This window comes from Nocardioides sp. LMS-CY, assembly GCF_018732145.1.
Classification (GTDB): Bacteria; Actinomycetota; Actinomycetes; order Propionibacteriales; family Nocardioidaceae; genus Nocardioides; species Nocardioides soli.
Window position 1 is genome coordinate 4,455,869 of sequence record NZ_CP076104.1, and the last position, 26,008, is coordinate 4,481,876.

General features: G+C 73.0%; 19 protein-coding genes. 3 read left to right on the forward strand and 16 right to left on the reverse strand.

Annotation, left to right across the window (positions count from 1 at the left end; translation table 11 throughout):
- Positions 1-30 precede the first annotated feature (30 nt).
- Together KM427_RS21115 and eno are read right to left on the reverse strand one after the other, a co-directional pair.
- On the reverse strand, positions 31-624 hold the full coding sequence (locus tag KM427_RS21115) for an FtsB family cell division protein (protein ID WP_215525205.1): 594 nt from the start codon (positions 622-624) through the stop codon (positions 31-33).
- A 15-nt stretch (positions 625-639) separates the two neighbouring features.
- On the reverse strand, positions 640-1,917 hold the full coding sequence (gene eno / locus KM427_RS21120; RefSeq protein WP_183591759.1) for a phosphopyruvate hydratase: 1,278 nt from the start codon (positions 1,915-1,917) through the stop codon (positions 640-642).
- Between the two features lie 175 nt (positions 1,918-2,092).
- On the opposite strand from eno, the gene KM427_RS21125 reads away from it, so the two are divergent.
- A complete protein-coding gene (locus tag KM427_RS21125; protein WP_215525206.1) occupies positions 2,093-3,124 on the forward strand; it encodes a collagen-like domain-containing protein in 1,032 nt (343 codons plus the stop codon).
- A gap of 842 nt (positions 3,125-3,966) precedes the next feature.
- Here KM427_RS21125 and KM427_RS21130 read toward each other — a convergent pair.
- From KM427_RS21130 to KM427_RS21140, 3 genes are all read right to left on the reverse strand, one after another.
- Complete coding sequence (locus KM427_RS21130; RefSeq protein WP_215525207.1) at positions 3,967-6,138, reverse strand: sensor histidine kinase; 2,172 nt, start codon at positions 6,136-6,138, stop codon at positions 3,967-3,969.
- Positions 6,135-6,515 (reverse strand): response regulator, encoded by a 381-nt coding sequence (locus tag KM427_RS21135; protein WP_183591761.1) that lies wholly within the window; start codon positions 6,513-6,515, stop codon positions 6,135-6,137. Before KM427_RS21135 ends, KM427_RS21130 begins: the two co-directional genes overlap by 4 nt.
- Before the next feature lie 174 nt (positions 6,516-6,689).
- Entirely contained in the window at positions 6,690-7,778 is a 1,089-nt protein-coding gene (locus KM427_RS21140) for a glycosyltransferase (protein ID WP_215525208.1), read from the reverse strand.
- Positions 7,779-7,819: 41 nt separating this feature from the next.
- Here KM427_RS21140 and KM427_RS21145 point away from each other — a divergent pair, with 41 nt between their 5' ends.
- Complete coding sequence (locus tag KM427_RS21145) at positions 7,820-8,383, forward strand: tetratricopeptide repeat protein (protein ID WP_215525209.1); 564 nt, start codon at positions 7,820-7,822, stop codon at positions 8,381-8,383.
- A 10-nt stretch (positions 8,384-8,393) separates the two neighbouring features.
- On the opposite strand, the gene KM427_RS21150 is transcribed toward KM427_RS21145, so the two are convergent.
- A complete protein-coding gene (locus tag KM427_RS21150) occupies positions 8,394-9,971 on the reverse strand; it encodes a glycosyltransferase 87 family protein (protein ID WP_215525210.1) in 1,578 nt (525 codons plus the stop codon).
- 88 nt (positions 9,972-10,059) lie between these two features.
- Here KM427_RS21150 and KM427_RS21155 point away from each other — a divergent pair, with 88 nt between their 5' ends.
- Complete coding sequence (locus tag KM427_RS21155; protein ID WP_215525211.1) at positions 10,060-11,148, forward strand: hypothetical protein; 1,089 nt, start codon at positions 10,060-10,062, stop codon at positions 11,146-11,148.
- Positions 11,149-11,178: 30 nt separating this feature from the next.
- Here KM427_RS21155 and KM427_RS21160 read toward each other — a convergent pair whose 3' ends face one another.
- The 10 genes from KM427_RS21160 to pstA all read right to left on the reverse strand — a co-directional run bounded on the left by KM427_RS21160 (position 11,179) and on the right by pstA (position 26,006).
- Positions 11,179-11,790: a nucleoside triphosphate pyrophosphohydrolase gene (locus KM427_RS21160; protein ID WP_252274727.1), complete on the reverse strand. Its 612-nt coding sequence runs from the start codon at positions 11,788-11,790 to the stop codon at positions 11,179-11,181.
- 12 nt (positions 11,791-11,802) lie between these two features.
- Positions 11,803-12,468 (reverse strand): hypothetical protein, encoded by a 666-nt coding sequence (locus KM427_RS21165; RefSeq protein ID WP_215525212.1) that lies wholly within the window; start codon positions 12,466-12,468, stop codon positions 11,803-11,805.
- A complete protein-coding gene (gene mfd, locus KM427_RS21170; RefSeq protein ID WP_252275435.1) occupies positions 12,465-15,986 on the reverse strand; it encodes a transcription-repair coupling factor in 3,522 nt (1,173 codons plus the stop codon). The genes KM427_RS21165 and mfd overlap by 4 nt, the downstream gene beginning before the upstream one ends.
- Positions 15,987-16,130: 144 nt before the next feature.
- Positions 16,131-16,871, reverse strand: a complete 741-nt coding sequence (locus KM427_RS21175; RefSeq protein WP_183591767.1) for a lytic transglycosylase domain-containing protein — start codon at positions 16,869-16,871, stop codon at positions 16,131-16,133.
- A 19-nt stretch (positions 16,872-16,890) separates the two neighbouring features.
- The gene (locus KM427_RS21180; RefSeq protein WP_252274729.1) at positions 16,891-17,754 is read right to left on the reverse strand and encodes a phosphate ABC transporter ATP-binding protein; all 864 of its coding nucleotides are present in this window, start codon (positions 17,752-17,754) and stop codon (positions 16,891-16,893) included.
- A gap of 99 nt (positions 17,755-17,853) precedes the next feature.
- Positions 17,854-19,440: an Ig-like domain repeat protein gene (locus KM427_RS21185; protein WP_215525213.1), complete on the reverse strand. Its 1,587-nt coding sequence runs from the start codon at positions 19,438-19,440 to the stop codon at positions 17,854-17,856.
- 71 nt (positions 19,441-19,511) lie between these two features.
- Entirely contained in the window at positions 19,512-20,495 is a 984-nt protein-coding gene (locus tag KM427_RS21190) for a class E sortase (protein WP_215525214.1), read from the reverse strand.
- Positions 20,492-23,113 carry a hypothetical protein gene (locus KM427_RS21195; protein WP_215525215.1) on the reverse strand — a complete coding sequence of 874 codons (2,622 nt, stop codon included), beginning with the start codon at positions 23,111-23,113 and terminating at the stop codon, positions 20,492-20,494. Before KM427_RS21195 ends, KM427_RS21190 begins: the two co-directional genes overlap by 4 nt.
- A complete protein-coding gene (locus KM427_RS21200) occupies positions 23,110-24,765 on the reverse strand; it encodes a substrate-binding domain-containing protein (protein ID WP_215525216.1) in 1,656 nt (551 codons plus the stop codon). Before KM427_RS21200 ends, KM427_RS21195 begins: the two co-directional genes overlap by 4 nt.
- Entirely contained in the window at positions 24,762-26,006 is a 1,245-nt protein-coding gene (pstA, locus tag KM427_RS21205) for a phosphate ABC transporter permease PstA (RefSeq protein ID WP_215525217.1), read from the reverse strand. Before pstA ends, KM427_RS21200 begins: the two co-directional genes overlap by 4 nt.
- Positions 26,007-26,008: the final 2 nt, after the last annotated feature.

Consider the following 26,008-nt stretch of genomic DNA (forward strand, 5'->3'; position numbering starts at 1 on the left):
ACCACCGCGGCGCGGTGAGGCGCGACCGGCTCAGCCGCCGCCGTCGGTGATCTTGCCGATCCTCTTGGCCGGCGGCTTCTCCGGCGCGGGCGGATTGCCGGCGAGCTCGACGGATCGCCACGCGGTCGACCACCAGGCCTTCGGCGCCTTCGGGGTCGCCGCGGCGGGGTCGCTCAGCGTCGCGTCGCTCTGCACCGGCTCGCCGTCCTCGTCGAGCACGACGTACGCCGTCTCGCCGGGCATCACGTAGTTGAGGTCACGGGCCTGCTGGCGGACGTACGCCGGGTCCTTCCAGCGGCGCTGCTCCCGCTCCAGGTCGCCGATCTGTGCCTCGCGCAGGGCGATCTTGCCCTTGAGGTCGTCGATGTGCGCGCGCTGGTCGAGGTAGGCGCGCAGCGACGAGGCGTAGGAGATCGTCAGCAGTGACAGCACCAGCACGAGCACCGCCGCCCGGCCCGTGAGCCGCGGTCGGCGCCGGCCGGGCAGCCCACCGGCCACGGCGGCCCCGGGCGCGTCCGACCCCGGACGCGCGCCGGACCGTGCGGGCGCACTCACCCGGCCGGGTCCGGTGCGACCTCGGGGCCGCACGCCGCGCGGGGGCGTACGACGAGACTCGGAGGGCATGTCTCCTAGGGTCGCTCAGCGGGCGTACCGCGGGAACGCCGACGCGCCGGAGTAGCGCGCCGCATCTGCGAGCTCGTCCTCGATCCGCAGCAGCTGGTTGTACTTCGCGACCCGCTCGGAGCGCGCCGGGGCACCGGTCTTGATCTGGCCGCAGTTGGTGGCGACGGCGAGGTCGGCGATGGTGGTGTCCTCGGTCTCGCCGGAGCGGTGGCTCATCATGCAGCGGTAGCCGTTGCGGTGGGCCAGCTCAACCGAGTCGAGGGTCTCGGTCAGCGAGCCGATCTGGTTGACCTTCACCAGCAGCGCGTTGGCCTGACCGCCGGTGATGCCCCGCTGGAGCCGCTCGACGTTGGTGACGAAGAGGTCGTCGCCGACGAGCTGGGTCTGGGCGCCGAGCCGGTCGGTGATGGCCTTCCAGCCGGCCCAGTCCTCCTCGTCGAGCGGGTCCTCGATGGAGACGATCGGGTACGACGCGACCAGGTCGGCGTAGTAGGCGATCATCTCGTCGCTCGACTTCGCGGCACCCTCGAAGGTGTAGGCGCCGTCGGAGTGGAACTCGGTCGCGGCCACGTCGAGCGCGAGCGTGATGTCCTTGCCGAGCTCGTAGCCGGCGACCCCGATCGCCTCGGCGATCAGGTCGAGGGCGGCGCGGTTGGACTCGAGGTCGGGCGCGAAGCCGCCCTCGTCGCCGACGCCGGTGGCCAGGCCGCGCTTCTTCAGCACCGACTTCAGGGCGTGGTAGACCTCGGCGCCGGAGCGCAGCGCGTCGCGGAACGACGGCGCGCCGATCGGCGCGATCATGAACTCCTGGATGTCGACGTTGGTGTCGGCGTGGGCGCCACCGTTGAGGATGTTCATCATCGGCACCGGCAGCACGTGGGCGTTGGGGCCGCCGACGTAGCGGTAGAGCGGCAGGCCGGCGGAGTCGGCCGCGGCCCGGGCGACGGCGAGCGAGACGCCGAGGATGGCGTTGGCGCCGAGCTGGGCCTTGTTGGGGGTGCCGTCGGCCTCGAGCATCGCCTGGTCGACGAGGCGCTGGTCATCGGCGTCGAGGCCCTCGACCGCCGGGCCCAGGGTCTGGATGACGGCGTCGACCGCCTGGCGCACGCCCTTGCCGGCGTAGCGATCGCCGCCGTCGCGCAGCTCCACCGCCTCGAAGGCACCGGTCGACGCTCCGCTCGGCACCGCCGCCCGCGCGAACGCGCCGTCGTCGAGCAGCACCTCGACCTCCACGGTGGGGTTGCCGCGCGAGTCGAGGATCTCGCGGGCGCCGACAGCTTCGATGGATGCCACGTCATGCTCCTGGCTGGGTCCGGGGACGGTTCGATCGTGCGCGAGCCAGCCTAGTGGGCCGCGGGCCCGCGCCTCGCAGAGCCCGGACCGCGTGACGGCCCGGCACGTGTCGACGGTCGTCCCGACTCCGGGGTGTTCCGTCACGCCGCGCCCGCGAGGCTCTACTCTCGTCGCCGTGACCTCGACCCGGCGCCGCATCGTCCCCGCCCTCTCCCTCGCCTCGCTGGCCCTGACCACCGTGATCGGCACGGCCGGCGCGGCGCAGGCCGCCCCGAAGCGCATCATCAGCGCCTGCTACAACGTCGACACCGGCAGGATCCGGGTCGTCGAGAGCATCGCCGACTGCCGCCCGGCCGAGAGCCACATCCGCTGGAAGCGCGGCGGCAAGAACGCCCAGCAGGGCGCCCGCGGACCACGCGGCCTGACCGGACCGGCCGGCCCCCAGGGGGCAACCGGCGCCACTGGCGCTCCGGGTCCGGCCGGTGCTCCCGGTGTCGCCGGGGCGCCGGGCGCCGCCGGGGGCATCGGGCCCGTCGGCGCCACCGGCCCGGCCGGACCCACGGGCGCGACGGGAGCCGCCGGGTCGATCGGCGCCACCGGCGCGGCCGGGCCCACGGGGGCCTCCGGAGCGACCGGGCCGACCGGGGTCACCGGCCCCACGGGCGTCACCGGACCGACCGGGGTCACCGGCCCCACCGGGGTCACCGGGCCGACCGGCGCCACCGGAGCGACCGGCCAGGCCGCCACTCCCCCACTCTTCTCCGTGACCACCGTGTCCGACGTCATCACCGCCAGCGGCACGGACGTGGCGGGGTGGAGCGGCGCGGCGCCGTACTTCACCGGCCCGGCGTTCGACCCGGCCTCGGGGACCTTCACCGTGCCGACGACCGGCGCCTACCGCCTGGCCGCGAGCTGCAACGTCGGCCTCAGCGCCGCCCAGACCGTCTCCCTCGGGTCCAACGTCGACCCGTCGCTGGACCTCAAGGTCAACGGGACCACCGTCGCCACCAGCCGGGTGGGGATCCTGGACGTCAACATCGCGCTCGTCCTCACGATGCGCGCCGTGGCGCAGGGACCGGTCGCACTCGACACCGTGGTCGATCTCACGGCGGGCGACATCGTGACCCTCGCCTACGTGCCCGACGGCATGACCCTGAACGTCGCGCTCCGGGACTGCCAGTTCTCGGCCACCCCCATGGAGGCCTGACCGGGGACCTGACCGGATTCCTGTCGATCGTCGTCCGATAATTCGGAAAGTCCCATGCGTCACGTGCGACACACCCTACGCTCGTCCGCGTGACCTCGACCCGGCGCCGCATCGTCCCCGCCCTCTCCCTCGCCTCGCTGGCCCTGACCACCGTGATCGGCACGGCCGGCGCGGCCGAGGCCGCCCCGAAGCGCATCATCAGCGCCTGCTACAACGTCGACACCGGCAGGATCCGGGTCGTCGAGAGCATCGCCGACTGCCGCCCGGCCGAGAGCCACATCCGCTGGAAGCGCGGCGGCAAGAACGCCCAGCAGGGCGCGCGCGGCCCGAAGGGCGTCGCCGGGCCGATGGGGCCGATGGGGCCGGCGGGTCCCCAGGGGGCAACCGGCGCCACCGGCACGGTCGGGGCGGCGGGAGCGACCGGCGCGCCGGGTGCGATCGGCCCCGTCGGGGCGACCGGACCGGCGGGCGCGACGGGAGCGACCGGGCCCGCAGGAGACACCGGAGCCACCGGAGCGACGGGAGCGACCGGGCCTGCAGGAGACACCGGAGCCACCGGAGCGACCGGCCCCGCCGGCACCGCTCAGCCGTCGTACGGGTACGCGCGCGCCGCCAACGGGACCAACCTGAGCCCGGGCGGCGCCAACACGGTGAGCTTCGGCATGTACACCAACGCCGGCGACGTGAGCGTGGAGAGCGACCACATCGCCGTCACGTCGGGCGTCTACCAGGTCACGCTGTCGCTGCGCAGCGAGTCGACGAACACCGCGATCTGGTGGGTCGACACCTCGTCCGACTACACGGCCTGGATGGGCAGCCAGCTCTCGTTCCCCGCCGCCGCGTCACCGTCGGCCGCGGTGACCAGCTCGGTCACCTTCGTCGCCAACGTCGTCACCGAGGGGATCTTCCGGCCGAGGTACGTCAGCGGCTCCCAGGCGAACTTCCGCGACATCCAGCTCACCGTCGTCAAGCTCGGCGACATCCCGACGCCCGGCTGACGGGAAGGTGACGCTCATCGTGGTCCCCCCGGTCGCCGGGTTGCCGGTCGCCCAGGCGGTGCCGTCGTGCCGCTCGGCGATGCGCTTGACGATCGAGAGCCCCAGGCCGGTGCCCCGGTAGCCGCCGTCCGCGTGCGCCCGGTGGAAGCTGTCGAAGACCCGTGACTGCTGGTCCTCGGGGATGCCGATCCCGTTGTCGCTGACCTCGACCAGCACCATCGGGTGGGCGTCGCCGTCGGCCAGCACCCGGGCGGCGACCCGCACCTCGGGCAGGACGCCCGGCGCGACGTACTTGACCGCGTTCCCGACCAGGTTGTCGACGACCTGGCGCAGCAGCACGGGCTCGGCGAGCACCGGCGGCAGGTCGGCATCGACCGTGATCAGGGGCGACTCCCCGCCCTTGACCCGGACGGCGTCGACGCGCGCCCGCGCCACGTCGGTGGCGACCGCGTGGAGGTCGACCCGCACGGGGTTGATCTTGAGGTCGCGCGCCGTCGTGTAGGCGAGCAGGTCGCTGATCAGGTGCTGCATGCGCTGGGCCGCCCGCAGGATCCGGCCGAGCTGGTCGGCCTGGCGGTCCAGGGGCACGACCGTGCCGGCCTGCGCGGCCTCGAGCAGCGCCTCGGACCAGCCCTCGACGACCGTGAGCGGGTTGAGCAGGTCGTGGGCGACCACACCGGCGAACGACGCCAACTCGTCACGCTCGCGCCGGTCGGCCGTGACGTCGTGGAAGACCGCCACGGTCAGCAGCGGGTCGGTGTTCGGCAGCGGGCGCACCGTCACCTCGATCAGCCGGCCGTCGGGCGCGGCCGGGTTGCGCACGAAGACGTCGACCCCGTCGATCTGCTCGCCCGCGAGCGCCCGGGTGAACGGGCCACTCTCGCGTGTCAGCCGGGTGCCGTCCGCGTAGAACATGCCGTAGTCCCCGCTCTCCACCCGCCCCTCGGCATCGAGCTGGACGCCGCCGATGAGATGGGTCGCGGCGGGGTTGCGGAGCACGAGGTGGCCGGTGTCGTCGAGGACGCTGACGCCGTCGGCCATCGTGTCGAGGATGGTGCGGAGCATGGTCGCCTGCTCCTGCGATGCGGCCTCCGACCGGGCGATGCGCCGGTTGAGGAGCAGCAGCTCGCGGCGGGCCACGGAGAGGGCGAGGTTCAGGACGACGATCATCGCGACGTAGGACTGAAACACCAGCTCGCGCGCGGTCACGTCGTCGATGCTCGTGAACGGTCCTTGGTTCAGGACGGTGGCGACCGTGACCCCCGCCGTCAGCAGGATCGCGTGGATGTCGGCGACCCACGACGTGAACCGGGTCCCCGCCCACACGCACGTCGTCAGCACCAGGAACGGCACCGGCAGGTCGTCGTTGGTCCAGAACACCAGCCAGGTGGCGAGACCGGTCGCCACGACGAGGCCGACCGCCTCCACGATGGTTCCGCGCCCCACCCCGGCGAGCCCGCCGTGCGGGGCCCGCGCGACGTTGCGGGCCAGCATCGACAGCGGGAAGATCGCGAGCACCCCGACCGTGGTGCGCAGGACCCAGGTCGCCAGCGAGGCCCAGTTGCCGTCGGTCAGCAGCACGATCGTGGTGGGTCCGGCCAGCGACGCCACGGCGGCGGAGAGGAACGCCGCACCGGCCAGGACACCCAGGTCACGCACGCCCGGCACCCCGGGTGGCGGCCGGTCGCCGAAGCCCCACATCGCGGGACACCAGCGGCTCAGCAGCATCCCGAACACCAGCACCTGCGCGACCGTGCCCGCCGCCAGTCCGACGGACAGCCAGGTGTCGGCGCCGGTCAGGTCGTTGACCGCCCAGGAGCAGACGAACAGCACGACCGCGTCGAGGACCAGGCCGCGCCGCCAGCCGGTGACGGCGAACCACGCGGCCGCGACACCCGCCGCCGGCCACACCAGCGCGAGCTCCGCGCCCTCCAGCACCGTCAGCCGTCCGAGCAGGGCCGCCACGACGAAGTACGCGGCGAAGGACCCCAGGTCGAGCAGCCGGGCCCGGCTCACCCCCGGCTCCCCCCGGCCGCGAGCGCCCGTCGGGCGGCCGCTCGCAGGTCGTCGGGGTCGAAGGGCTTGGCGATCCGCTCGCGGCCCGAGCGCTCGATCCGCTCGATGATCTCGCCGGTCCACTGCACGGTGACGAAGACGGCGGGCAGGCCCGGCCAGTGCTGCTCGGCCTCGGCCAGCAGCGCGACCCCGTCGGTGTCGGCGAGGGCGTAGTCCATCAGCACGAGGTCGGGCCGGTAGGCCGGCTCCTCCTCACGCAGCCGGCGCAGCGCGGCCGCGGACGACAGTCCGCGCACCTCGTGGCCGTCCGTGACCATGCAGTGCGCGATCCAGTCGCGCACGTCGACATCGTCCTCGACGATCAGCACCCGAGACACGGCGCCGACCCTAGCGCCCCGCGCGGGAGATTCCATGACGTTTCGCACAGCCATGGCAGGCACCTCGCTGCGTTGGCGACGCTCGGAAGACGAGTGGGTATGCCGTCGCGCCGCCGCCTTGCGACGCACATACCCTGACCACGCCAACCGTCACGCTATCTCCCACCCGCGGCGCTAGCGTTCGCCGGTCCGCGCGTCGAAGAACCCCAGGTTCGCGCGCAGCCGCTCGTCGTCGGGGCGTACGCCGAGCGCGTGCTCGGCGGCGCGCCGCCCCTCGGCCAAGCGCCCGGTCCAGTAGCAGCTCACCGCGAGCTCGTCGTGCGCCCGCCACAGGTACGCGTCGTGGTCGACGAAGAGGTCGTCGGGACCCGGCGCGGGGGCCGCGACGGCGGCCCGGGCATAGAGCACCGCGACCTCGAACCGCTCCCGCGAGCGCTCCAGTCGCGCGAGCTCGACCAGCGGCTCGATCCGCGTCGGGCGGGCGGCATAGGCGTCGAGATAGGCCTCGGCCACCTCGGCGTGCGGCCGGCCGAGCCGTTCGAGGCAGCAGCCGACCTGGAAGCCGGCGTACCACCGCTCCTGGTCCCAGCCCTGCTGGTTCGCCGCCCGCTCCCGATAGGCCGCGAGCGCCCGCTCGTGCTCGCCGGCGTCGCGCCACGACTGCGCCAGGTAGAACTGCGTGCGCGGGTCCCCCGGCCGACGCCGGAGCTCGGCGGCCAGCAGTTCGGCGTCGCGGCGGTAGGTCTCCGGGTCTCGGGATCGGGCGCCATCGTGGTGCTGGAGGATGCGCGGCGCCGCGAGGGTGCCGACCTCCGCGCCCGGGAGCTCCAGGTGCTCGTGCACCACGCCGCGCCAGCGCCACGGCCGGTCGAGGCGCACGAGGTGGATCCGGCCGAAGCGGTTGCCCGCGTAGTCGACCGCCAGCTGGTAGCCGTCCGCGGTCAGGTCCGGCCAACGCTCGGGCGCGTCGACGAGCTCGTCGTCGGCGTCGATCCAGAGCGCGTAGTCGCCACGGCGCGCGTGCTCGAGCGAGCGAGCCGCCTCCAGCGCCTCGTGCCGGTTGTGGCCGAAGGAGACCCAGGGTCGCTCGATCAACCGCCCGGGCACGCCGGCGAGGCTGCGGCGGACCAGTTCCTGGGTGCCGTCGGTCGAGCCGGTATCGCTGACGACCCACCAGTCGACGTACGGACGGACGCTGCGCAGGCAGCGCTCGATGACCGGCGCCTCGTCCTTGACGATCATGTGCAGTCCGACGCCGGGCATGGCCCGCATCGTAGAGCCCCGGCATCCGTACACTGACCGCCGTGTCGTGGTCTCCCCGTATCGCTGCTGCCTCCGTGACGCTCGCGCTCCTCGCCGCCCTCGCCGGATGCGGCGGCGACGACGAGTCGACGTCCGACGCCGACGCCAGGACGGCCACCGCCGACTCGGCGAGCGCCACGCTCGTCCAGAAGGGGCTCGCCGAGCTCGCCGCCGGCGACACGAAGGCCGCGAAGGTCACCTTCGAGAACGTCGTCGACATCGATCCCGGCAACGTCTACGGCCACTACAACCTCGGCGTGATCGCGCAGGAGGCCGGCGACGAGAAGGCCGCGATGAAGGAGTACGACGCGGCGCTGGCCACCGACGGCGACTTCGCGTCGGCGCTCTACAACAAGGCGATCCTCACCGAGTCCGCCGACCTGGCGGCGGCGGTCGAGCTCTACCAGAAGACGGTCGAGGTCGACCCGACGATGGCGGCGGCGTTCATGCGCCTGGGATTCGCACTCGTCGAACTCGGCCGCACCGACGCGGGCGAGGAGGCGCTCGGCAAGGGCATCGCGCTCGACCCGTCGATGAAGGACGTCCAGGCGCCGACGTACGACTGAGTCCCGGCCCTCAGGCCGGCAACCGGACGTAGACGAAGGTGCGCGGCCCGCTGCCGACCAGGACGTAGTGGTCCTCGAACCACGCGATCAGGTCGGGCGTCCACGGCACGAAGTCGCTGAGCTCCACCGAGAGCACCACGTAGTCGGCACGCTCGAACCACTCCCGCCACCGGTCGACGAAGGCCGGCCGGTACGGCGGCGGCGTGTGCGCGGGCACGTAGTCGTTCTCCGCGAACCAGACGCCGTAGGGGTCGAGCGGCACGTCGCACGACCGCGGCGCGCCCATCCGGTCGGCGACCAGCACGACCGTGGGCAGGTCGGTCGCCACGCACGAGCCGCTCGGGACGTAGCGGCGGATCAGCGGCCCGGGGTCGGCGCTCTCGGCGGTGTAGTCGGCCGACCGCGCGAGGGCGCCCGGGACGAGCAGGACGGCCGCGACCACCAGGGCAGCGACCACCGCGAGAGCCGGCCGGGCACGGCGTACGACGACCGCGAGCGCGTCGACCACGGCGGCGACCCCGAGGGCGACGGGCAGCACGAGGAGCGCGACCAGGAAGTAGGCGTAGTGGTCGAAGAACTGGCGCGGCTGCAGCATGCCGGCGAACGCCACGACGGCGACGACCACGGTCGCCGTGTGCAGTCGGGTCAGCCGCCCCCGGCGGAGCTCCACGACGACGCCGGCCGCGACGACCAGGACGACCGCGATCAGCACGACCACGGCCCGGGCGCTCGCCGCCGGGTCCGGGAGCGCCGACAACCCGAGCACGACGGGCAGCCGGTCCGCCAGGCCCACCCCTCGGTCGAGGTCGTCGCGGAACAGGTTGACGAGCACGATGTCGCGGACCGCTCGGCCGGGTGCGGCGAGCACCAGCGGGAGCGTCAGCAGGGCTCCTCCCGCGAGCACGCCGATCGACCAGTCGCGCATCGCCCGCCTGCGCGGGAGCAGCGCGAGCAGCACCCCGAGCGCGACCAGCACCCCGAACACCTTGACCGACGTGGCCGCGCCGACCAGCGCGCCGGCGGCCACGAGCCGAGCGCCGGACGCCGGCCGGCCATCCGCCCGGGCGAGCAGGACCAGCCCGGCGAGCGAGAGGAGCACCAGGTAGGGCTCGAGGAGCAGCGTCTGGGTGGCGCCGTACGACGTGGGCATCAGCGCGAGCAGCGTGGCGGCGACGAACACTGCCAGCGGGCCGCGGCTGCGCACGACGTACCCCGCCAGCACGGTGTTCAGCCCGGCGACGACCACCGTCGCGATCCGGGCGGCCGCGAGCCCGGTCGAGGCGTCGGTCAGCTCGCCGAGCGCGGCGAACGGGAGCCCGAGCCAGACCGCCCCGGGCGGGTGCAGGAGGTCGAAGTCGAGCCACGGCAGCGACCCGTGCAGCAGGCGCACCGCCGCGCCGAGGTAGACGCCGTCGTCGTACCCCGTGCCGGCGTAGGAGTGCACGCCGGTCAGCGCGTGGTTGGGACGCAGGGCCGCCGCGGCGACCAGCCAGGCGACCAGGGCGGCCGGGAGGGCCGGCGCGATGGTGACGGCGACGGCCCGGAGTCGGGGGCCGGCGTGGACGACGCGGTCCCGGATGACTGGCACCCGCGCATCATGCCGGTCGGGCCGGACCCTCAGCGACCAGTGTCCCGATTCGACCATGGAAGGGTCGGTACGCCGCTAGGGTTCTGGCGTGCTCGGATCCCGCTCTCGTGCCACCGCGTCCCTGTCCCTGGCCACCCTGGCCCTGACCGCCGTTCTCGGCACCGCGGGCGCCGCCCAGGCCGCGCCCGGCAGCCCAGCCGCGAAGCAGGACCGCCGGGTGATCCGCGCCTGCTTCGATGTCGACACCGGGAAGATCCGGGTCGTGCGCACCTTCGCCGACTGCCGGCGCGGCGAGGACCACATCGGCTGGGTCCGCGGCGGGAAGAACAAGCTCAAGGGCGACCCCGGCAAGCGCGGTCCGCGCGGCGCTACCGGAGCCGCAGGACCGGCCGGTCCTGCGGGTGCCGCAGGCGGAATCGGCCCGGCCGGCCCCGCCGGCGCGACCGGTGCCACGGGCGCTGACGGTGCCGCCGGCGCCGCCGGCGCCACGGGTGCCGCCGGTGCTGACGGTGCCGCCGGTGCCACGGGCTCGGCCGGAGACATCGGCCCGACCGGCCCGACCGGGCCGACCGGCGCCACGGGACCGACCGGCGCCACCGGCGCCACCGGCGCGGCGGGCCTCGTCGGTCCGACGGGCCCCGCGGGCTCAGCCGGTTCGGGAGCCATGCTGTCGAGCAGCAGCGGCCAGGCCGCGACCACCACGACCGTCCTGGGCGGATTGACCGGCACCGTGGCGGTGCTGCCCATCAGCGGCGCCGGCTCGGTCAGCGGTGTCTCCGTCGTCGGCAACACGATCGACGCGACCAACAGCGCCGTCGCCGGGCTGGCCCAGCCGATCTCGGGTGACCGCACCCTGACCGGCATCGACGCCTACTTCACCAACACGAACGCGATGTCCCTGGTCGGCTCCACGATCGCCCTCACGGCCGAACTGTGGACGTCGTCGACCCCGGACAACGTCTTCACCCCGGTCCCCGGGGCCGTGTGCACCCTGTCTCCCCAGCTCACTGCCCTCGTGGCGACCGGGACCGTCACGAACTGCACGACCACCGGCCTGTCGATCCCGATCACCAACCAGACCCAGGCCATCATCGTCGTGCGCTCGACCGTGGTCGCGGGGATCGACGTGGCGACGAACCTCCAGGGCTACTGGTCGACCGGGCTGAGCCTGGGCTGACGGTCTGGCTGACGGTCTGGGCTGACGGCGCTACAGCCGCCGGACCGCGTCGCGGAGCGCCTGCTCGGGATCGACCCCGGCGCGCCGAGCGTCGGCCACCACCGCGAGCAGGCGGTCACCGATGGCCTCGTCGACACCTAAGCGGTCCGCCGTCCCGGCCGACCGGCCGGGGCCGCCGGCCCGCTCGATCCGGTCGAGCACCTTGTCGGCGTACAGCAGCGCAGGAAGCCCCGGCGGCAGGCCGTCGGTGACCGACGTCCGCTGCTTCTCCTCGGCCTTGATGCGCTGCCAGGCGGCATCGATCTCGGCGGCCTCGGTCGGCGAGTCGGCGTCGGGCCGGAAGACGTGCGGGTTGCGGCGGTGCATCTTCGCGATGATGTCGCCGGCGACGTCGTCGATCGTGAACTCGCCGGACTCCTCGGCGATCACGGCGTGGAAGTACACCTGGAGCAGCAGGTCGCCGAGCTCCTCCCGGAGCAGCTCGACGTCGCCGGTGTCGATCGCCTCAAGGGCCTCGTGGGTCTCCTCGAGCAGGTAGCGCGCGAGCGAGCGGTGGGTCTGGCCCGCCTTCCACGCGCACTCCGCGCGCAGCCGGCGCATCACCTCGAGGAACTCGAGGAGGGGCGCGCCGGAGGCGGACACCGCGACCACCGACTAGCCGCAGCGCTGGGTCTGCGGCAGCCCCTTGGCGTACGTCGGGTCCGGCTCGCTCGCCGCGCCGCTGAGCGCGGTCTTGCTGACCGAGTAGGACACGCTGGTGTTGGCCGGCGCGACCGCACCCTCGTCGATCGACACCGAGAAGCGCGGGTCGATCCGCACGTCCTGCTCGTCGAGCCAGCCCACGAAGGCGTCCCGTCCGGCGCTGAGCGCGGCCTGATCGTCCGTGGCACCGCCGGCCTTGCCGACGGAGATCTGCACGGCCTCGACGTAGGGCCGGGCCAGGTTGACCTGGCGGACGGCGTCCTGCTGGGCGGGCGTCAGGTCGCCGATCGCCGACTCCAGCTGCTGCTCGGTCTGACGGTACGACGCGTCGGGCTCGACGCCCGTCTCGTCGGCGAACTGCTCGGCGGCCGCCCGCAGCGCGAGCGACCCGACGACCTGCCCGCTGATGATCGAGCTCGCCACGAGCTCGCCCTCCTGGAGCTGGGTCTCCACGGCCTCGCAGTACGACGTGGACAGGTCGTCGACCTCGCCCAGCGAGTACGTGGTGTCGTCGACGCGCACTCCGATGCCCGGGTTGAAGCCGGGCACGGAGCCACAGCCGGTCAGCAGCACGGTGCCGGCCACGGCGAGGCCGGCCAGAGAGGACAGACGCGTCACTTGGTCTCCTGGGTTTTGACGACTGGATCGGTGACCGGATCGATGATGGAGTCGATCACCTGCCGGGCCCATTCAAGCAGGGCGATCCCGGACAGCGGCTGCCCCCCGATGCCTGCGGTCATCGGACGAGGCACCAGGATCGTGCTGACCGGCGCCTTGACGATCGACTTCGGGTAGAGCCGGTTGAGCCGGACCACCCGCGAGTCGGGCAGGTCGACGGGGGCGAACCTGACGTTGCGGCCGGCGATCGTGACCTCCCCGACGCCCGCCTGTCGGGCCCGGGCCCGGAACCGGGCGACCAGCAGCAGCGAGACGACCTCGACCGGCGGCTCGCCGTACCGGTCGAGCAGCTCCTCGTTGATCAGGTCGACATCCTCGTCGGAGCGCACCTCGGCGAGCCGCTTGTACATCTCCAGCCGCAGCCGCTCGCTGGGGATGTAGCCGTGCGGCAGGTGGGCGTCGACCGGCAGCTCGATGCGGACCTCGTCGAGCTCGGCCTCCTTGTCGCCGCGGAACTCCTGCACCGCCTCCCCGACCAGCCGCACGTAGAGGTCGAAGCCGACGTCGGCGATGTGGCCGGACTGCTCGCCGCCGAGCAGGTTGCCGGCACCGCGGATCTCGAGGTCCTTCATCGCGATCGCCATGCCACCGCCGAGGTCGGAATGCTGGGCCAGCGTCGCGAGCCGCTCGTGCGCGGTCTCGGTGAGCGGCTTCTCGGACGGGTAGAGGAAGTAGGCGTACGCCCGCTCCCGCGAGCGGCCGACCCGGCCCCGCAGCTGATGCAGCTGGGAGAGGCCGAGGGCGTCCGAGCGCTCGATGATCATCGTGTTGGCGTTGGAGACGTCGAGACCGGACTCGACGAGCGTCGTGCAGACGAGCACGTCGAAGCGCTTCTCCCAGAAGTCCAGCATCACCTGCTCGAGCTGGCGCTCGTTCATCTGCCCGTGCGCGGTCGCGACCCGGGCCTCCGGCACCAGCTCGCGGATCCGCGCGGCGGCCTTCTCGATCGAGTTGACCCGGTTGTGGATGTAGAAGACCTGACCCTCGCGGAGCAGCTCACGGCGTACGGCGGCGATCACCTGCCGGTCCTCGTAGCCGCCGACGTAGGTGAGCACGGGGTGCCGCTCCTCGGGCGGCGTGGTGATCGTGGACATCTCGCGGATGCCGGTGATCGCCATCTCCAGCGTGCGGGGGATCGGCGTCGCGCTCATCGACAGCACGTCGACCGAGGTGCGCAGCCGCTTCATCTGCTCCTTGTGCTCGACGCCGAAGCGCTGCTCCTCGTCGACGATGATCAACCCGAGGTCCTTGAAGCGGACGTCGGGGTTGAGCAGCCGGTGGGTGCCGACGACGATGTCGATCGAGCCGTCGGCCATGCCGGCCATCACCTCGCGCGCCTCGGCGTCGGTCTGGAACCGGCTGAGGCCCTTGAGCACGACGGGGAAGCCGCTCATCCGCTCGGAGAACGTGCTCAGGTGCTGGGTGACCAGCAGCGTGGTCGGTACCAGCACCGCGACCTGCTTGCCGTCCTGGACCGCCTTGAACGCCGCGCGCACCGCGATCTCGGTCTTGCCGTAGCCGACGTCGCCGCAGACCAGCCGGTCCATCGGGACCGTGCGCATCATGTCGCCCTTGACCTCGTCGACCGTGCTCAGCTGGTCGGGCGTCTCGTGGAACGGAAACGCGTCCTCGAGCTCGCGCTGCCACGGGGTGTCCGCCCCGAAGGCGTAGCCCTTCGTCGCCTGCCGCGCGGCGTAGAGCTTGATCAGCTCCGCGGCGATCTCGCGGACCGCCCTGCGGGCCTTGTTCTTACGCTTGGTCCAGTCGGCGCCGCCCAGCCGGTCGAGCGACGGCGCCTCGCCGCCGACGTACCGGGTCACCTGGTCGAGGGCGTCGGCGGGCACGTAGAGCCGGTCGGGCGGGCCGCCTCGCTTGGACGCGCCGTACTCGAGCACGAGGTACTCGCGCACCGCTCCCCCGACCTCGCGCTGCTTCATCTCCACGAAGCGGCCGACGCCGTGCTGCTCGTGCACGACGTGGTCGCCGGCTCGCAGCTCGAGCGGGTCGATCTGGCGCTTGCGGCGCGCCGGCATCTTGCGCATGTCGCGGGTCGAGGCCTTCTGCCCGGAGAGGTCCTCGCCGGTGAGCACGACGAGCCGGTTGGCCTCGTCGACGAAGCCCTGCGCCGCGGCCCCGCAGGTGATCGTGACGACGTCGGTGGACAGGTCACCGGCCTCCTGGAGATCGTCGGCGACGCGGGCCGGTACGTCGTGCTCGGCGAGCACCTCGCGCATCCGCTCGGCCGGGCCGTGGCCGGCGTGCAGGACGACGACCCGGTAGCCCGCGCGGCGCCAGCCGGCGATGTCGGCGATCGCGCGCTCCATCTCGCCGCGGTAGGCCTCGGCCGGCTTGGCCGAGAGCGCGTGGCTCGGCACGGCGCCGGCGAGCACGTCGACGTCGACCTCGGCGGGGATCTCGATGCCGAACGGGCTCACCGTCCACCAGGGCTTGCCCTGGCCGAGAGCCTGCGCGCGCACGTCGGCGATCTCGCGGTACGACGCCGCGCCGAGGTCGATCGGCGCCGTGCCGCCGCCGGCCGCGGCCGCCCAGCTCGCACCGAGGAACTCCTCGCTGGTCGCCACCAGGTCGTGCGCCCGCCGGCGGGCCCGCTCGGGGTCGAGCACGAGCACGTGGGTGTCGTCGGGCATCAGGTCGACGAGCAGCTCCATCTCGTCGACCAGCACCGGGGCGAGGGACTCCATGCCCTCGACGGCGATGCCGGCCGCGATCTTGTCGGTCAGCTCGAGCAGCTGCGGGTGCTGCCGGCCGAGCTCGGCCGCGCGGGCGCGCACGTCGTCGGTGAGCAGCAGCTCGCGGCACGGCGGCGCCCACAGCCGGTCGACCTTCTCGAGTGTGCGCTGGTCGGCGACGGAGAACGTGCGGATCTCCTCGACGTCGTCGCCCCAGAGCTCCACCCGCAGCGGGTGCTCCTCGGTCGGCGGGAAGACGTCGATGATGCCGCCCCGCACCGCGAACTCGCCGCGCTTCTCCACCAGGTCCACCCGGGAGTACGCCGCGCCGGCCAGCCGCCGCACGACGTCGTCGAGCGGCGCGGTGTCGCCCGGGCTGAGCTCGACCGGCTCGAGGTCGGCCAGGCCCTGCACCTGCGGCTGCAACACCGACCGCACCGGCGCGACGACGACCCGGAGCGGGCCGTTGGCGGCGTCGGAGCCCGGGTGCTTGAGCCGGCGCAGGACGGCGAGCCGGCGCCCGACCGTGTCGCTGCGCGGGCTGAGCCGCTCGTGCGGGAGCGTCTCCCAGCTCGGGTAGTGGGCGACCAGGGCCGGGTCGACCAGGTCGCCGAGCGCCGCGACCAGATCCTCGGCCTCGCGCGAGGTGGCGGTCACCGCCAGCACCGACCGGCCCGCCTGGACCAGTCCCGCGACGACGTACGGTCGCAGCGCCTCGGGGCCGGTGAGGTCGAGGGCCGGCACGGCCCCGCCGCGGGCGTCGGCCATCGCCTGGTCGAGCGTGGGGTCGGCGAGGACGGCGGCGGCGAGGCCGGAGAGCTGCACGGGAGTCCCTTCGGGGAAGCGCTGGAGCAACACGCAAGCCCCCGGTCAGGCCTGACAGGGGGTGTGCCGCCGAGTCTACGAGAACCTTCAGTCGGTCCGCTCGGCGTACGCCGTGGCCGCGGCGTAGACGTCGTCGATGTAGCTCTGCGAGTGGTTGTAGGAGAACACCGCGTCGGCCCAGCCGGCGCCCGAGGCGAGGTCGTGCCCGTCGGCGCACAGGTAGCGCGCGGCGCTCATCGCCGCGTCGTCGATGTCGTTGGGGTCGGCGACGCCGTCGCCGTCACCGTCGGTGCCCCAGGTGTCCCAGGTGGAGGGGATGAACTGCAGCGGGCCGACCGCGTGGTCCCAGACCGGGTCGCCGTGCCAGGCCGAGCTCTCGGGGGTCGCCGGGATGGCGGCGAACCGCTTCCCGTCCAGCGCCGGGCCGATCACCGGCGTCGACGCGTGGCCGTCGGCCCCGAGGGTGCGGCCGCCGATGGTGCCGTGCTGCGACTCGACCCAGCCGATGCCGGCCAGGGTCGTCCAGCCGACCCGGCAGCCGCGGGGCTCGGCGAGCTGCGCGTTGGCGTAGGCGCGGACCGCCGGGGCCGGGATGCCGGCCCGGGCCGCGGTGCGCTCGACCCAGGCCGGGTCGACCCGGGTGGGCGCGGCCGGCGCGTTCGGCTGCGGGGCCAGCGTGGCGGCCGGGCGCGGCGCCTCGACGTACGCCGGCCGGTCGGCGACGGCCAGCGGCTGCCGGGCCAGGACGGTCTGGGACAGCGCGTAGCCGAGCCCCGCGACCACCAGCAGTGCGGTGGCGAACGCGGCGATCAGGCGACCGGGGCTCATCCGCAGGACTCGTGGCGGCTCATCCGAAGCGGCCGTGCACGTAGTCGCTGGTGCGCGGGTCGCGCGGGCGCTGGAACATGGCATCAGTATCCCCGTGCTCCACGATCACCCCGGGGGTGCCCTGGGCGGCGAGGAAGAACGCGCACTGGTCGGAGACCCGCGCCGCCTGCTGCATGTTGTGGGTGACGATCACGATCGTCACCTCCCGGGCCAGCTCCTTCATCGTCTCCTCGATGACCCGGGTCGAGGTCGGGTCGAGCGCCGAGCACGGCTCGTCCATGAGCAGCACGCGCGGCTTGATCGCCAGCGAGCGGGCGATGCAGAGCCGCTGCTGCTGGCCGCCGGAGAGGCCGCCGCCGGGTGCGTCGAGGCGGTCCTTGACCTCCGCCCACAGTCCGCCCTTGCGCAGGCAGGACTCGACCAGCTCGTCCTTGACGGATCGCGATGCCTTCGTGCCGGTGAGCTTGAGGCCGGCGAGCACGTTCTCGCGGATCGACATCGCCGGGAACGGGTTCGGCTTCTGGAACACCATGCCGATCGCCCGGCGGGCGTCGATCAGCCGCTTGTCGGAGTCGTAGACGTCCTCGCCGTCGAGCAGCACCTCGCCGCCGAGGCGCGCCGACGGCACCAGCTCGTGCATCCGGTTCAGGATCCGCAGGAACGTCGACTTGCCGCACCCGGACGGGCCGATCAGCGCCGTGATCTGGCCGGCGGGCATCCGCAGCGAGACCCGGTCCAGCACCTGGTGCTGGCCGAACCAGGCGGTGATCCCCCGGGCCTCGAGCTCCGCCGGCGTCGGGCCCGATGCCGCGGCGGACGTGGCCCCGGGCCCCGGGACCGCGGGCGTCGCCGGGAGGACGGTGGTCTGGTCTGAGACGGTCATGCGTGGTTCCTGTACGTCGTACGTGCGCGGCCGGGGGTCGCCGGATGGCGGTGTCGGTGCCGGCCCACCCCGAGGACGGGCCGGCACCGACCTGTGTCGCTACTTCTTGGCCTTGGCCTTGGCCTTCACGACCTGGATCGTGAAGGTCTTCTTGCCGGCCAGGTGGGTGGCGTCGCCCGAGTAGGCGATCGTCAGCTTGTGGGTGCCCTTCGAGAGCTTGGCCAGCTTGACGGAGGCCTTGCCGTTCTTGAGGGTCGCCGACTTCAGGGTCTTCTTGCCCTTCTTCACCGTCACCTTGCCGCTGGCGCCCTTGACGGTCACGACGCCCTTGACGGTGGCCGCCTTGGCCTTCTTCTTGAGCTTCACCTTGGCCGGGAAGCTCTCCGAGATCGCCGGCTTGGCCTTCGCGACCGCGTCGGAGACCGTGACGGTGGTGGTGCCCTCGGAGCCCAGGAAGATCGAGTCGTTGGGCACGTAGACCGCGCGGTAGGTGTGCGCCCCGGCGGGGACGCCCGACTTGCTCAGCGTCGCCTGGCCGGAGACCAGCGGGACGGCGCCCTGGACGAGGGTCGCGCCCTCGTAGAAGGACACCGAGCCGGACGGAGCGGTGGAACCGGACACCTTGGCGACCACCTTGACGGCGTTCGTCGTGCTGGTCGCGCTGACGCCAGTGGTGGTCGCAACCGTCTGGTTCACCGTGAAGTTGCTGGTCGAGTCGACCAGCGTGCCGCAGGCGCCGGAGTGCGCCGGCGTGGCGAGCTGCTCGAAGCCCGCCTGCTTGATCAGCGCGGCCGCGGCGGCCGAGCAGACGAAGCCGTTCTCACCGAAGACGGCCTGGAGGGACGCGTCGGTCGCCTGGGCACTGCGGACCACGTTGTAGAGGGCGCGCTTCTCGGCGAAGCCGCCGACGACGCGGACGGTGCCGCCCTTGAGCTCGGCGCGACCCTTCGAGATCGGGACGATCGCGTTGGCGTTGCCCTTGATCAGGGTGTCGTCGTGCTCCTGGACGGTGTCGTCCTGGGTCACGCACACGCCGTAGTTGAAGTCGGTGCCGCCGTTCGCCGCGACCAGCGTGGTCTTGAAGAACTTCGCGGTGCCCGAGCCCGACTGCGGCGCGTAGGGCTTGATCGTCGCGCCCGAGGCGCCGCCGACCTGGTTCCAGGTGGTGGACTCGCACTTGTAGATCGAGACCAGCTGGGCCGCCGACAGCGTCGCCGGGGCGTTCGACGGCGTCTGGTTCGAGACCGCCGTGACGACCGTGTCGAGGGCGAACGGGATCGCCTTGAGGCCGGCGTTGCTCTCCGTGGCGCTGAGCTTGTCCGACGAGCGGGCGAAGTCGATCTGCGGGTTGCTGGGGTTGTAGAGCGTGCCCTTGCCGGCGCCCGAGCCGTTCGGCCGGGTGATCTCCGGGCTGCCCGGCAGCGGGATGGTGCCACCGCTGGTCGCGGCGTACGACGCGATCTTGAAGCCGTGCGACGCGTCGGCGTTCCAGACGTCCGCGATCAGCTTCATCGCGTGCTGGGTGGTGTCGGAGCCGGCGCCGATCAGGTCGGCGGCCACCGGGGTGAAGCCGGGGTCGTCGGGGTCGGGGGTGTACGCCGCGGAGGCGGGGCTCGCGGTCATGACGAGGGCGGATCCGGCGACCACTGCCGCCAGGGCGCCCGCGAAGGACTTGCGTGCGGACATCTGTTTCGCTTCCTGTGAAGGTGGTTCTTCGATGGGGTTGGAACGTGGCCGTCCGGGGACGGCCCGGACGGTCAGATCAGGTTCGGCAACAGACGCATCACCACATCGGTGGTCGCCCAGGACAGCGCGATGACCAGGGGGCTCGCGACCACCCAGACCAACGCGGCCGACCATCGCTGACGGGCGGCGATGACCCCGAGCGTCACCGCCAGGAGCAGCGCCAGGCACAACGCCAGCAGCGGCAGTGCGCCGGTGTCGTTGCTCATGGCCTGCTCGCTCTCGGGCACCGCGGCCGCGCGGCCGGACGGTGCGGGGAACCCCTTCTTCGCATCGGCGTCGACGTAGACGACCGACCTCGGCGCCAGGGCTCCCAGGCGCCCCTCCCCCTCGGCGGTGACGAGGGTGAGGCGCGCGGCGCCGTCGGCCGGCGGCTGCGGCAGCGGATCACCCGCGCGCCGCACCCCGACGACCCGGAACGTCTTCTCCCCCTGACCGCCGACGACCGTGATCTCGGCGCCCCGGCCCAGCGACGGGAGGTCGCCGAACGGACCGCCGTACGTCGCGGCGCGCCCGTAGACCACCGAGGTCCCGACCTGGCCGGGGAGGGCGGTGTCGCGTCGGTGGCCGGGTCCGGCGAGCAGGTCTCCGGACGCCGTGCCCTCGACGACGACCTGCTGCAGCCCGATGTCGGGGACGGTCATGAGGGCCACGGGAGCGCCGGCGGGGACCACCGGTCCGACCGGCGCCGTCGCACCGGCCAGCTGCTGCCGGAGCTGGTCGTAGAGCAGGTCCTGCGAGCGGCTCTGCGAGACCGACGAGAGGAACAGCAGCTGCACGGCGATCCAGAGGCAGACGATCCCGATCATTGTGAACGACGTGGACAGGACCGAGGCGGTCTCCTCGGCCGCGCTCGCCGGGCGGTCCGCGACGCTCCGCGCGGTCGGCTGCGGCCGTCGCGGCGCCCCTCGCTTCGGCGTACGCCGCGGGCGACGAGCGCGCCGGGTGGGCGCCTCCGGCGCGCCGACGGTCTCGGGCCGGTCCATGGTCGCGGTCACCGGCGGCCTCGCAGCAGCGGGACGGCGACCCGGATGACGGCGGTCGCGACGCACCCGATCGCGCCGAGCAGGATCAGCAGCGGCAGCACGCCGCCCGCCACGTCGGAGCCCACCGCCTGGGTGGCGGGCATGTCGACCGGCCCCGGCGCCACGGACGCCGGCGCGGTGGGCGAGGGCGCCGCCGACGGCTCGTCGCCCTCGGGAGCACCGTCCGGGGGCGTGACGCCGCCGGCTCCGCCGACCGGTCCGATCCCCCCGTCGCCGGCGTCGGCGGAGGGCTTCCCCGTCGGCGGGTCCGTCGACTCCTGCGCCTCCACGGCGTCGGCCACGGCCTGCGCCGAGGCGTAGAGACCGGCGGTCGTGCCGCTCTTGCGGATCGGGAGGTAACCGTCCGGCAGCTCGCCGTTGCCGCTGCCGCGCCGCTGGCCCTCCGTGGTCGACACCCGGATGAACTGGGCGACCTTGGCCGCCGTCTCGGCCTCGAGGTTCTGCAGCCGGGCGGCCGTGTAGACCACCATCGTGCCGGGGTAGGCGGACGCCGACCTCCGCACCCGGGCCTGGTCGAGCACGAACGGGCCGAGCTCGTCCTCCTGCTCCGCCAGCTTCAGGGCGGCCGACATCGAGGAGTCCGACGGGGCCACGAAGTGCTTCGGCTTCGTCTGCAGGGCCGCGGTCCGCAGGCCGTAGCGGGCGGCGTCGCCGAGGCTCACCACCCCGAGCATGAAGCGCGCGCCGTACGACTGCCGGTCGATCCGGCCGGTCTTGTAGGTGTGCGGCGTCGTGGTGACGTCGGTGTCGCACCTGGTCTGGGTGTTCGGCCAGGCGTCCAGCAGCGCCGTCGAGATCTTGGCGATGGTGGTCACCGGGGCGGCCAGCAGGCTGTAGTAGCTGCCCGGGTTCGCCTGCCAGCACTCGATCGCGGTCTGCGGGACGTAGTTGTCGAGCAGCGGCCACTCGGAAGTGGGGATCTCGAACTTCCGGTACGACGGGTTGACCACCATCCCCCACGGGTCCGGCTTCCCGGCGATGAACTCCCGGGCGTCGCGGTCCTGGGCGATCCACTCCGTGAGCTGCTCGATGATGTCCGAGGAGTTCGACAGCGACAGCAGCGCGGCGCCCGCCTCGCTGGCGTTCCGGCTCAGGCCGGGGTTGAGCGCCGCGAACTCCGGATCGGCCATGATCGCCCACGGGTTCTTCGACATCCCGGGGTGGCCGGTGCCGAGGCCGGAGCCGACGTACGACTGGGTGAGCAGCTTGGCCACCAGCCGTGGGGTGAGCCGCAGATTGGTGTACTCACCGGCGTTGTCGGGCCGGTCGATGACGTAGCCGATCGCGAACCCGGTGACGGCGGTCGGCGCATAGCCGACCGGGTCGGCGCCGGCCTCGTGGGCCGACGAGACCTCGGCCGCGGCGCCCTCGCCGCTGGTCATCAGGTTCCAGCCCGCCTCGTCCGACATCTGGTTGAGCTGGAACTTGAAGCGCGACTTGTCCAGGCAGTACGCCGGGGTCCACTGGAGCGAGGCCTGGGCGAGCAGCTCGGACCCGTAGAAGGCGGTCGGGGCCCGCTTGTCCAAGACGTCGCAGACGTCCGGCGGCAGCCCCATGGTGATCGGGATGACGAAGCGGTTGCGCCAGTTGGACTCCGTCCACCAGAGCGCGGGCGAGACCGCCTGGTCGACCGCGAGGCCGGCGAAGTTGCTGGACCCGGGCGCCCACTGGCCGGTCTTGCGGCAGGCCTTCTCGATGGTCGCCAGGTCGTTCTCGACGGGGGTCGACGCCTGGTCGCAGCTGACCCCGGAGATGGGGACGACGACGATCGAGCAGTCGGTCCGGTCGTTGCAGCCGAGCGACTCGTTCTCGACGTCGGAACGGACCTCGAACTGCACCGAGCCGTCGCCGTCGGCATCGGTGAACGCGGCGACCTCGGCCGCCGGGAAGGCCGAGTCGGCGGCGGCCTCGGGCGGCATGTGCGTGGCGTTGCAGGCGGAGTAGACGGTGCCGCCGGCGGCGACGAACGGCGTCAGCCGCGTGGCGTACAGGCCGGTCCGGTCGATCTCCGGGCACTCCTCCGCCGACGGCAGCGCCCCGAGCGAGGTGCTGACCCGTTCCTTGGCCGCCGGAGGGGCGTGGACGTCTCGGAGCCAGGTCGCCTCGACGTCGGACCGCGAGACCTGCGAGCGCTGGGAGAACGACGAGGTCCAGCACGTCTCCGGCGTGACCTCGGCTCCGGTGCCGCGACACTGGAGGACGACGACCGGGTACTCCTGCGCCAACCCGCCCGGACCGTAGGGGTTGCCCGACCGTCCGGCGCTCGGCTGGGCGCCGGACCAGCTGATCAGGACGCGCTCCCGACCGCGCAGGTTCTGGGTGTGGTCGGCACGCACGGTCATCTTGAAGGCGCCGCTGAAGGGGTAGGCCCGGGTGCTGCCGTCGGCGTCGACGACGGATCGCTGGACGTCCTTCGTCTCCTCCCAGCCCTCATCCGCCGCCGGCTTCTGGGCCGATTTCTGGGCGCCCCGCTCCGCCGTCGTCGGTGCGGGCTGCGCCGCCGCCGGGAGCGGCGCGATCAGCGCAGCCAGCAGCAGGGCGACGAGCACCAGGCGGCGCCGGGCGGTCACAGCCGGCCTCCGGCCCGGGAGGTCCGCCGGCGGCGCATCCCCACGACGTACAGGCCGGGCAGCAGCACCAGCGCCAGCAGCTCGAGGACCGCGAGCCAGCCGAACGTCCGCTGGTCGGTGGTGCGGCCGGCGACCAGCTCGGTCGGGTCGGCGTAGATCACCTCGCCGGTGGTGCCCGTGGTGGTGGCCGATCCCGCGGCGCCGACGGCCAGGCCGGTCTCCGGATCGATCGCCGCCGGCGCGTCGCCCGGCGCCGCGGGCCCCTCACCACCGGAGGCGGCGTCGCCCTGCTCACCGTCGGTGCCGGCGGCCCCCTCGCCGCCGTTCCGACCGGCGCCGCCGGTCCCGCCGCCGTCGTCGGTGCTGGGCTGGTTGGTGCCCGTCTCGGTGCCGCAGGGGCCCTGACCCGCCTTGTCGCACGCCGCGGGCTGCGGCGCCTTGTCGGCGAGCACGTTGTGGCTGAGGTTCTTGCCGTCGAACGTCGGGTTGTTGCACGAGCGCACGTCGCGGTCGGTGAGGTCGACGGCCGGATCGGCGCCCTTGAGCTTGGCGAGCTGGTCGAAGCCGGCCTGCACGAGGTTGAGCGGCAGCGGTGAGTAGCCGTAGGGCCCGGCCTTCGTCTGCCCCGCGCACAGCGAGTAGTACATGAAGTCGGCGAGCGTCTGGCGCTTCGCCGACGACATCCGCGGGTCGTCGGACCCGGTCGGGATGATCATGTAGGAGTACGACGAGATCGGGTAGGCCCGCGGGTCGGGGTTGGCGTAGACGCCGTCGAGGACCTGCGTGAGGTACAGCTGGCTCGACTTGTCCTGGTTGATCTTCGCCTTCGTCAGCGCGACCGCGGTGTTGTACTGCGTCGGCTCGACGAAGTAGCCCGCCTGGTTCTGCACCTTCACGACCGGGTAGTCGGCGTTGACGGGGTACGAGTACTCGACGTACCCGATCATCCCGTTGCCCGCGAAGCCCTTGATCGTGTTCATCACCTGGTCGGAGCCCGCCTGGCTGACCATCTGGCTGCCGGCCTTCTTCGGGTAGTACGACGTCAGCCCGGCCTGGCCGAAGTAGGGCCGCCAGATGTTCGGGTACTGCTTGTCCATCCAGGTGGTGAACTGCGCCGTCGTGCCGGAGCCGTCGGAGCGGACCACCGGCTTGATCGGCAGCGAGGGGAACGTGCGGCCGTTGTTGTCCTTGGTGATCGCCGGGTCGTTCCAGTTGGTGATCTGCAGCGTGAAGATCTTCGCGATCGTCTCGCCGGAGAGCCGCAGGTTGCGGACCAGCTCGTTGCCGATCTTCAGCTGGTAGGTGAACGCCGTGCCGCCGGCGACGATCGGGAGGTAGGCGAACGGGCGGCCGTTGCTGGTGTCGGACTGGCCGCGCTCGTCGGTGCCCTGGTAGGGGATCTCGGAGATCGCGAAGTCGGTGCTCGCCTGCGAGAAGTCCTTGCGGCCCTTGGTCGAGCCGCCGCCGGTGTAGACGACCTTCATGCCGTTGGAGTCGACGTCGGCGATCCACTGCTGGAGGATCAGCTCCGACCAGGTGGAGCCGGTGCCCTCGATCTGCGCGTACGTCGTGGCGTGCGCCGGCCCCGGCAGGGACGCGAGGCCGGCGAGCGACAGCGCGAGGGCCACGATCAGGCGGATGGGGCGGTTCACGAGGTCTCCTGGTCGATGCGGTGGCTGGTGTACGTGGTGTCGATCGCGGGCGCGACGGGGCCCATCTCGACGAGCGGATCGGAGTGCACGAAGTCGACGGCGGGGCGTGAGCGGCCGCGGCGCGACTTGGTCCTCTTCGGGCGGGCGATCAGCCGCGCGAGCACGAAGAGGGCGAGCACGACGGCCAGCAGCACGGTGGCCGCGGCGAACGCACGGGCGATGGCGTTCGGCTCGCCGGAGCGGACCGTCGAGTAGATGAAGAGCGGCAGCGAGTTCATCACCCCGTCGGTCGGATCGACCACGAAGAACTGCGCGTTGCCGGAGGTGAGCAGCACCGGGCTGGTCTCGCCGATGCCCCGGGCGATGCCGAGGATGCAGGCGGTCGCGAGGCCAGGACGCGCCGTGGGCAGCACGACGTACCAGACCGTCCGCCAGCGGCTCGCGCCGAGCGCGAGGCTTGCCTCACGCAGGCCGCCGGGGACGACGCGCAGCACCACGTCGGCCGCGCGGGCGATGATCGGGAGCATCATCACGCCGATCGCCAGCGCGGCGGCCAGCCCCGAGCGCGGAAGGCCGAGCGCGACGATGAAGACCGAGTAGATGAACAGGCCGGCGACGATCGAGGGCAGCGCGGTCATCGCCTCCACGACCGTGCGCACGACCCGGGAGAAGCGGCCGCCGACCTCGCTCATGAAGACCGCGGTGCCGATGCCGAGCGGCAGCGTGATGGCGACGGCGATCCCGATCTGGATCAGCGAGCCGAGGACGGCGTGCGCGATCCCGCCCTTGTCGAAGGGGTCCTTCGGGCCGACGCCGGCCATGTCGTCGACGTAGAAGTTCAGGTGCAGCAGCGGCTCGACGCCCTTGACCACCACGAAGACCACCGCGCTGAGCACCACCGCGCCGACGACCGTCGCCCCGGCGGTGATGACGGTGGCCGCGGCCCGGTCCCGCACCTCGACCAGGCCGCCGGTCATGCCGGACGTGACGGCGCCGACCAGCAGGAGGGCGAGGAAGGCCACGACGAGGAACCACGGCAGCCCCGGCAGCGGGAGCAGGCGCTGGGTGATCAGCCAGGCCAGGCCCAGGGCCGAGGCGATGCTGCCGATCCGCAGGAACTTCTCGTCGGCGGTCAACCGGCCGAGCGAGGCGCGCGGAACCGGCGGTGGCGCGTCGTCGTCGTACCGCGGCAGGAACGTGGTCCCCGCGGCTTCGGTATCGGGGGCGAGGGCGGTGGTCATCG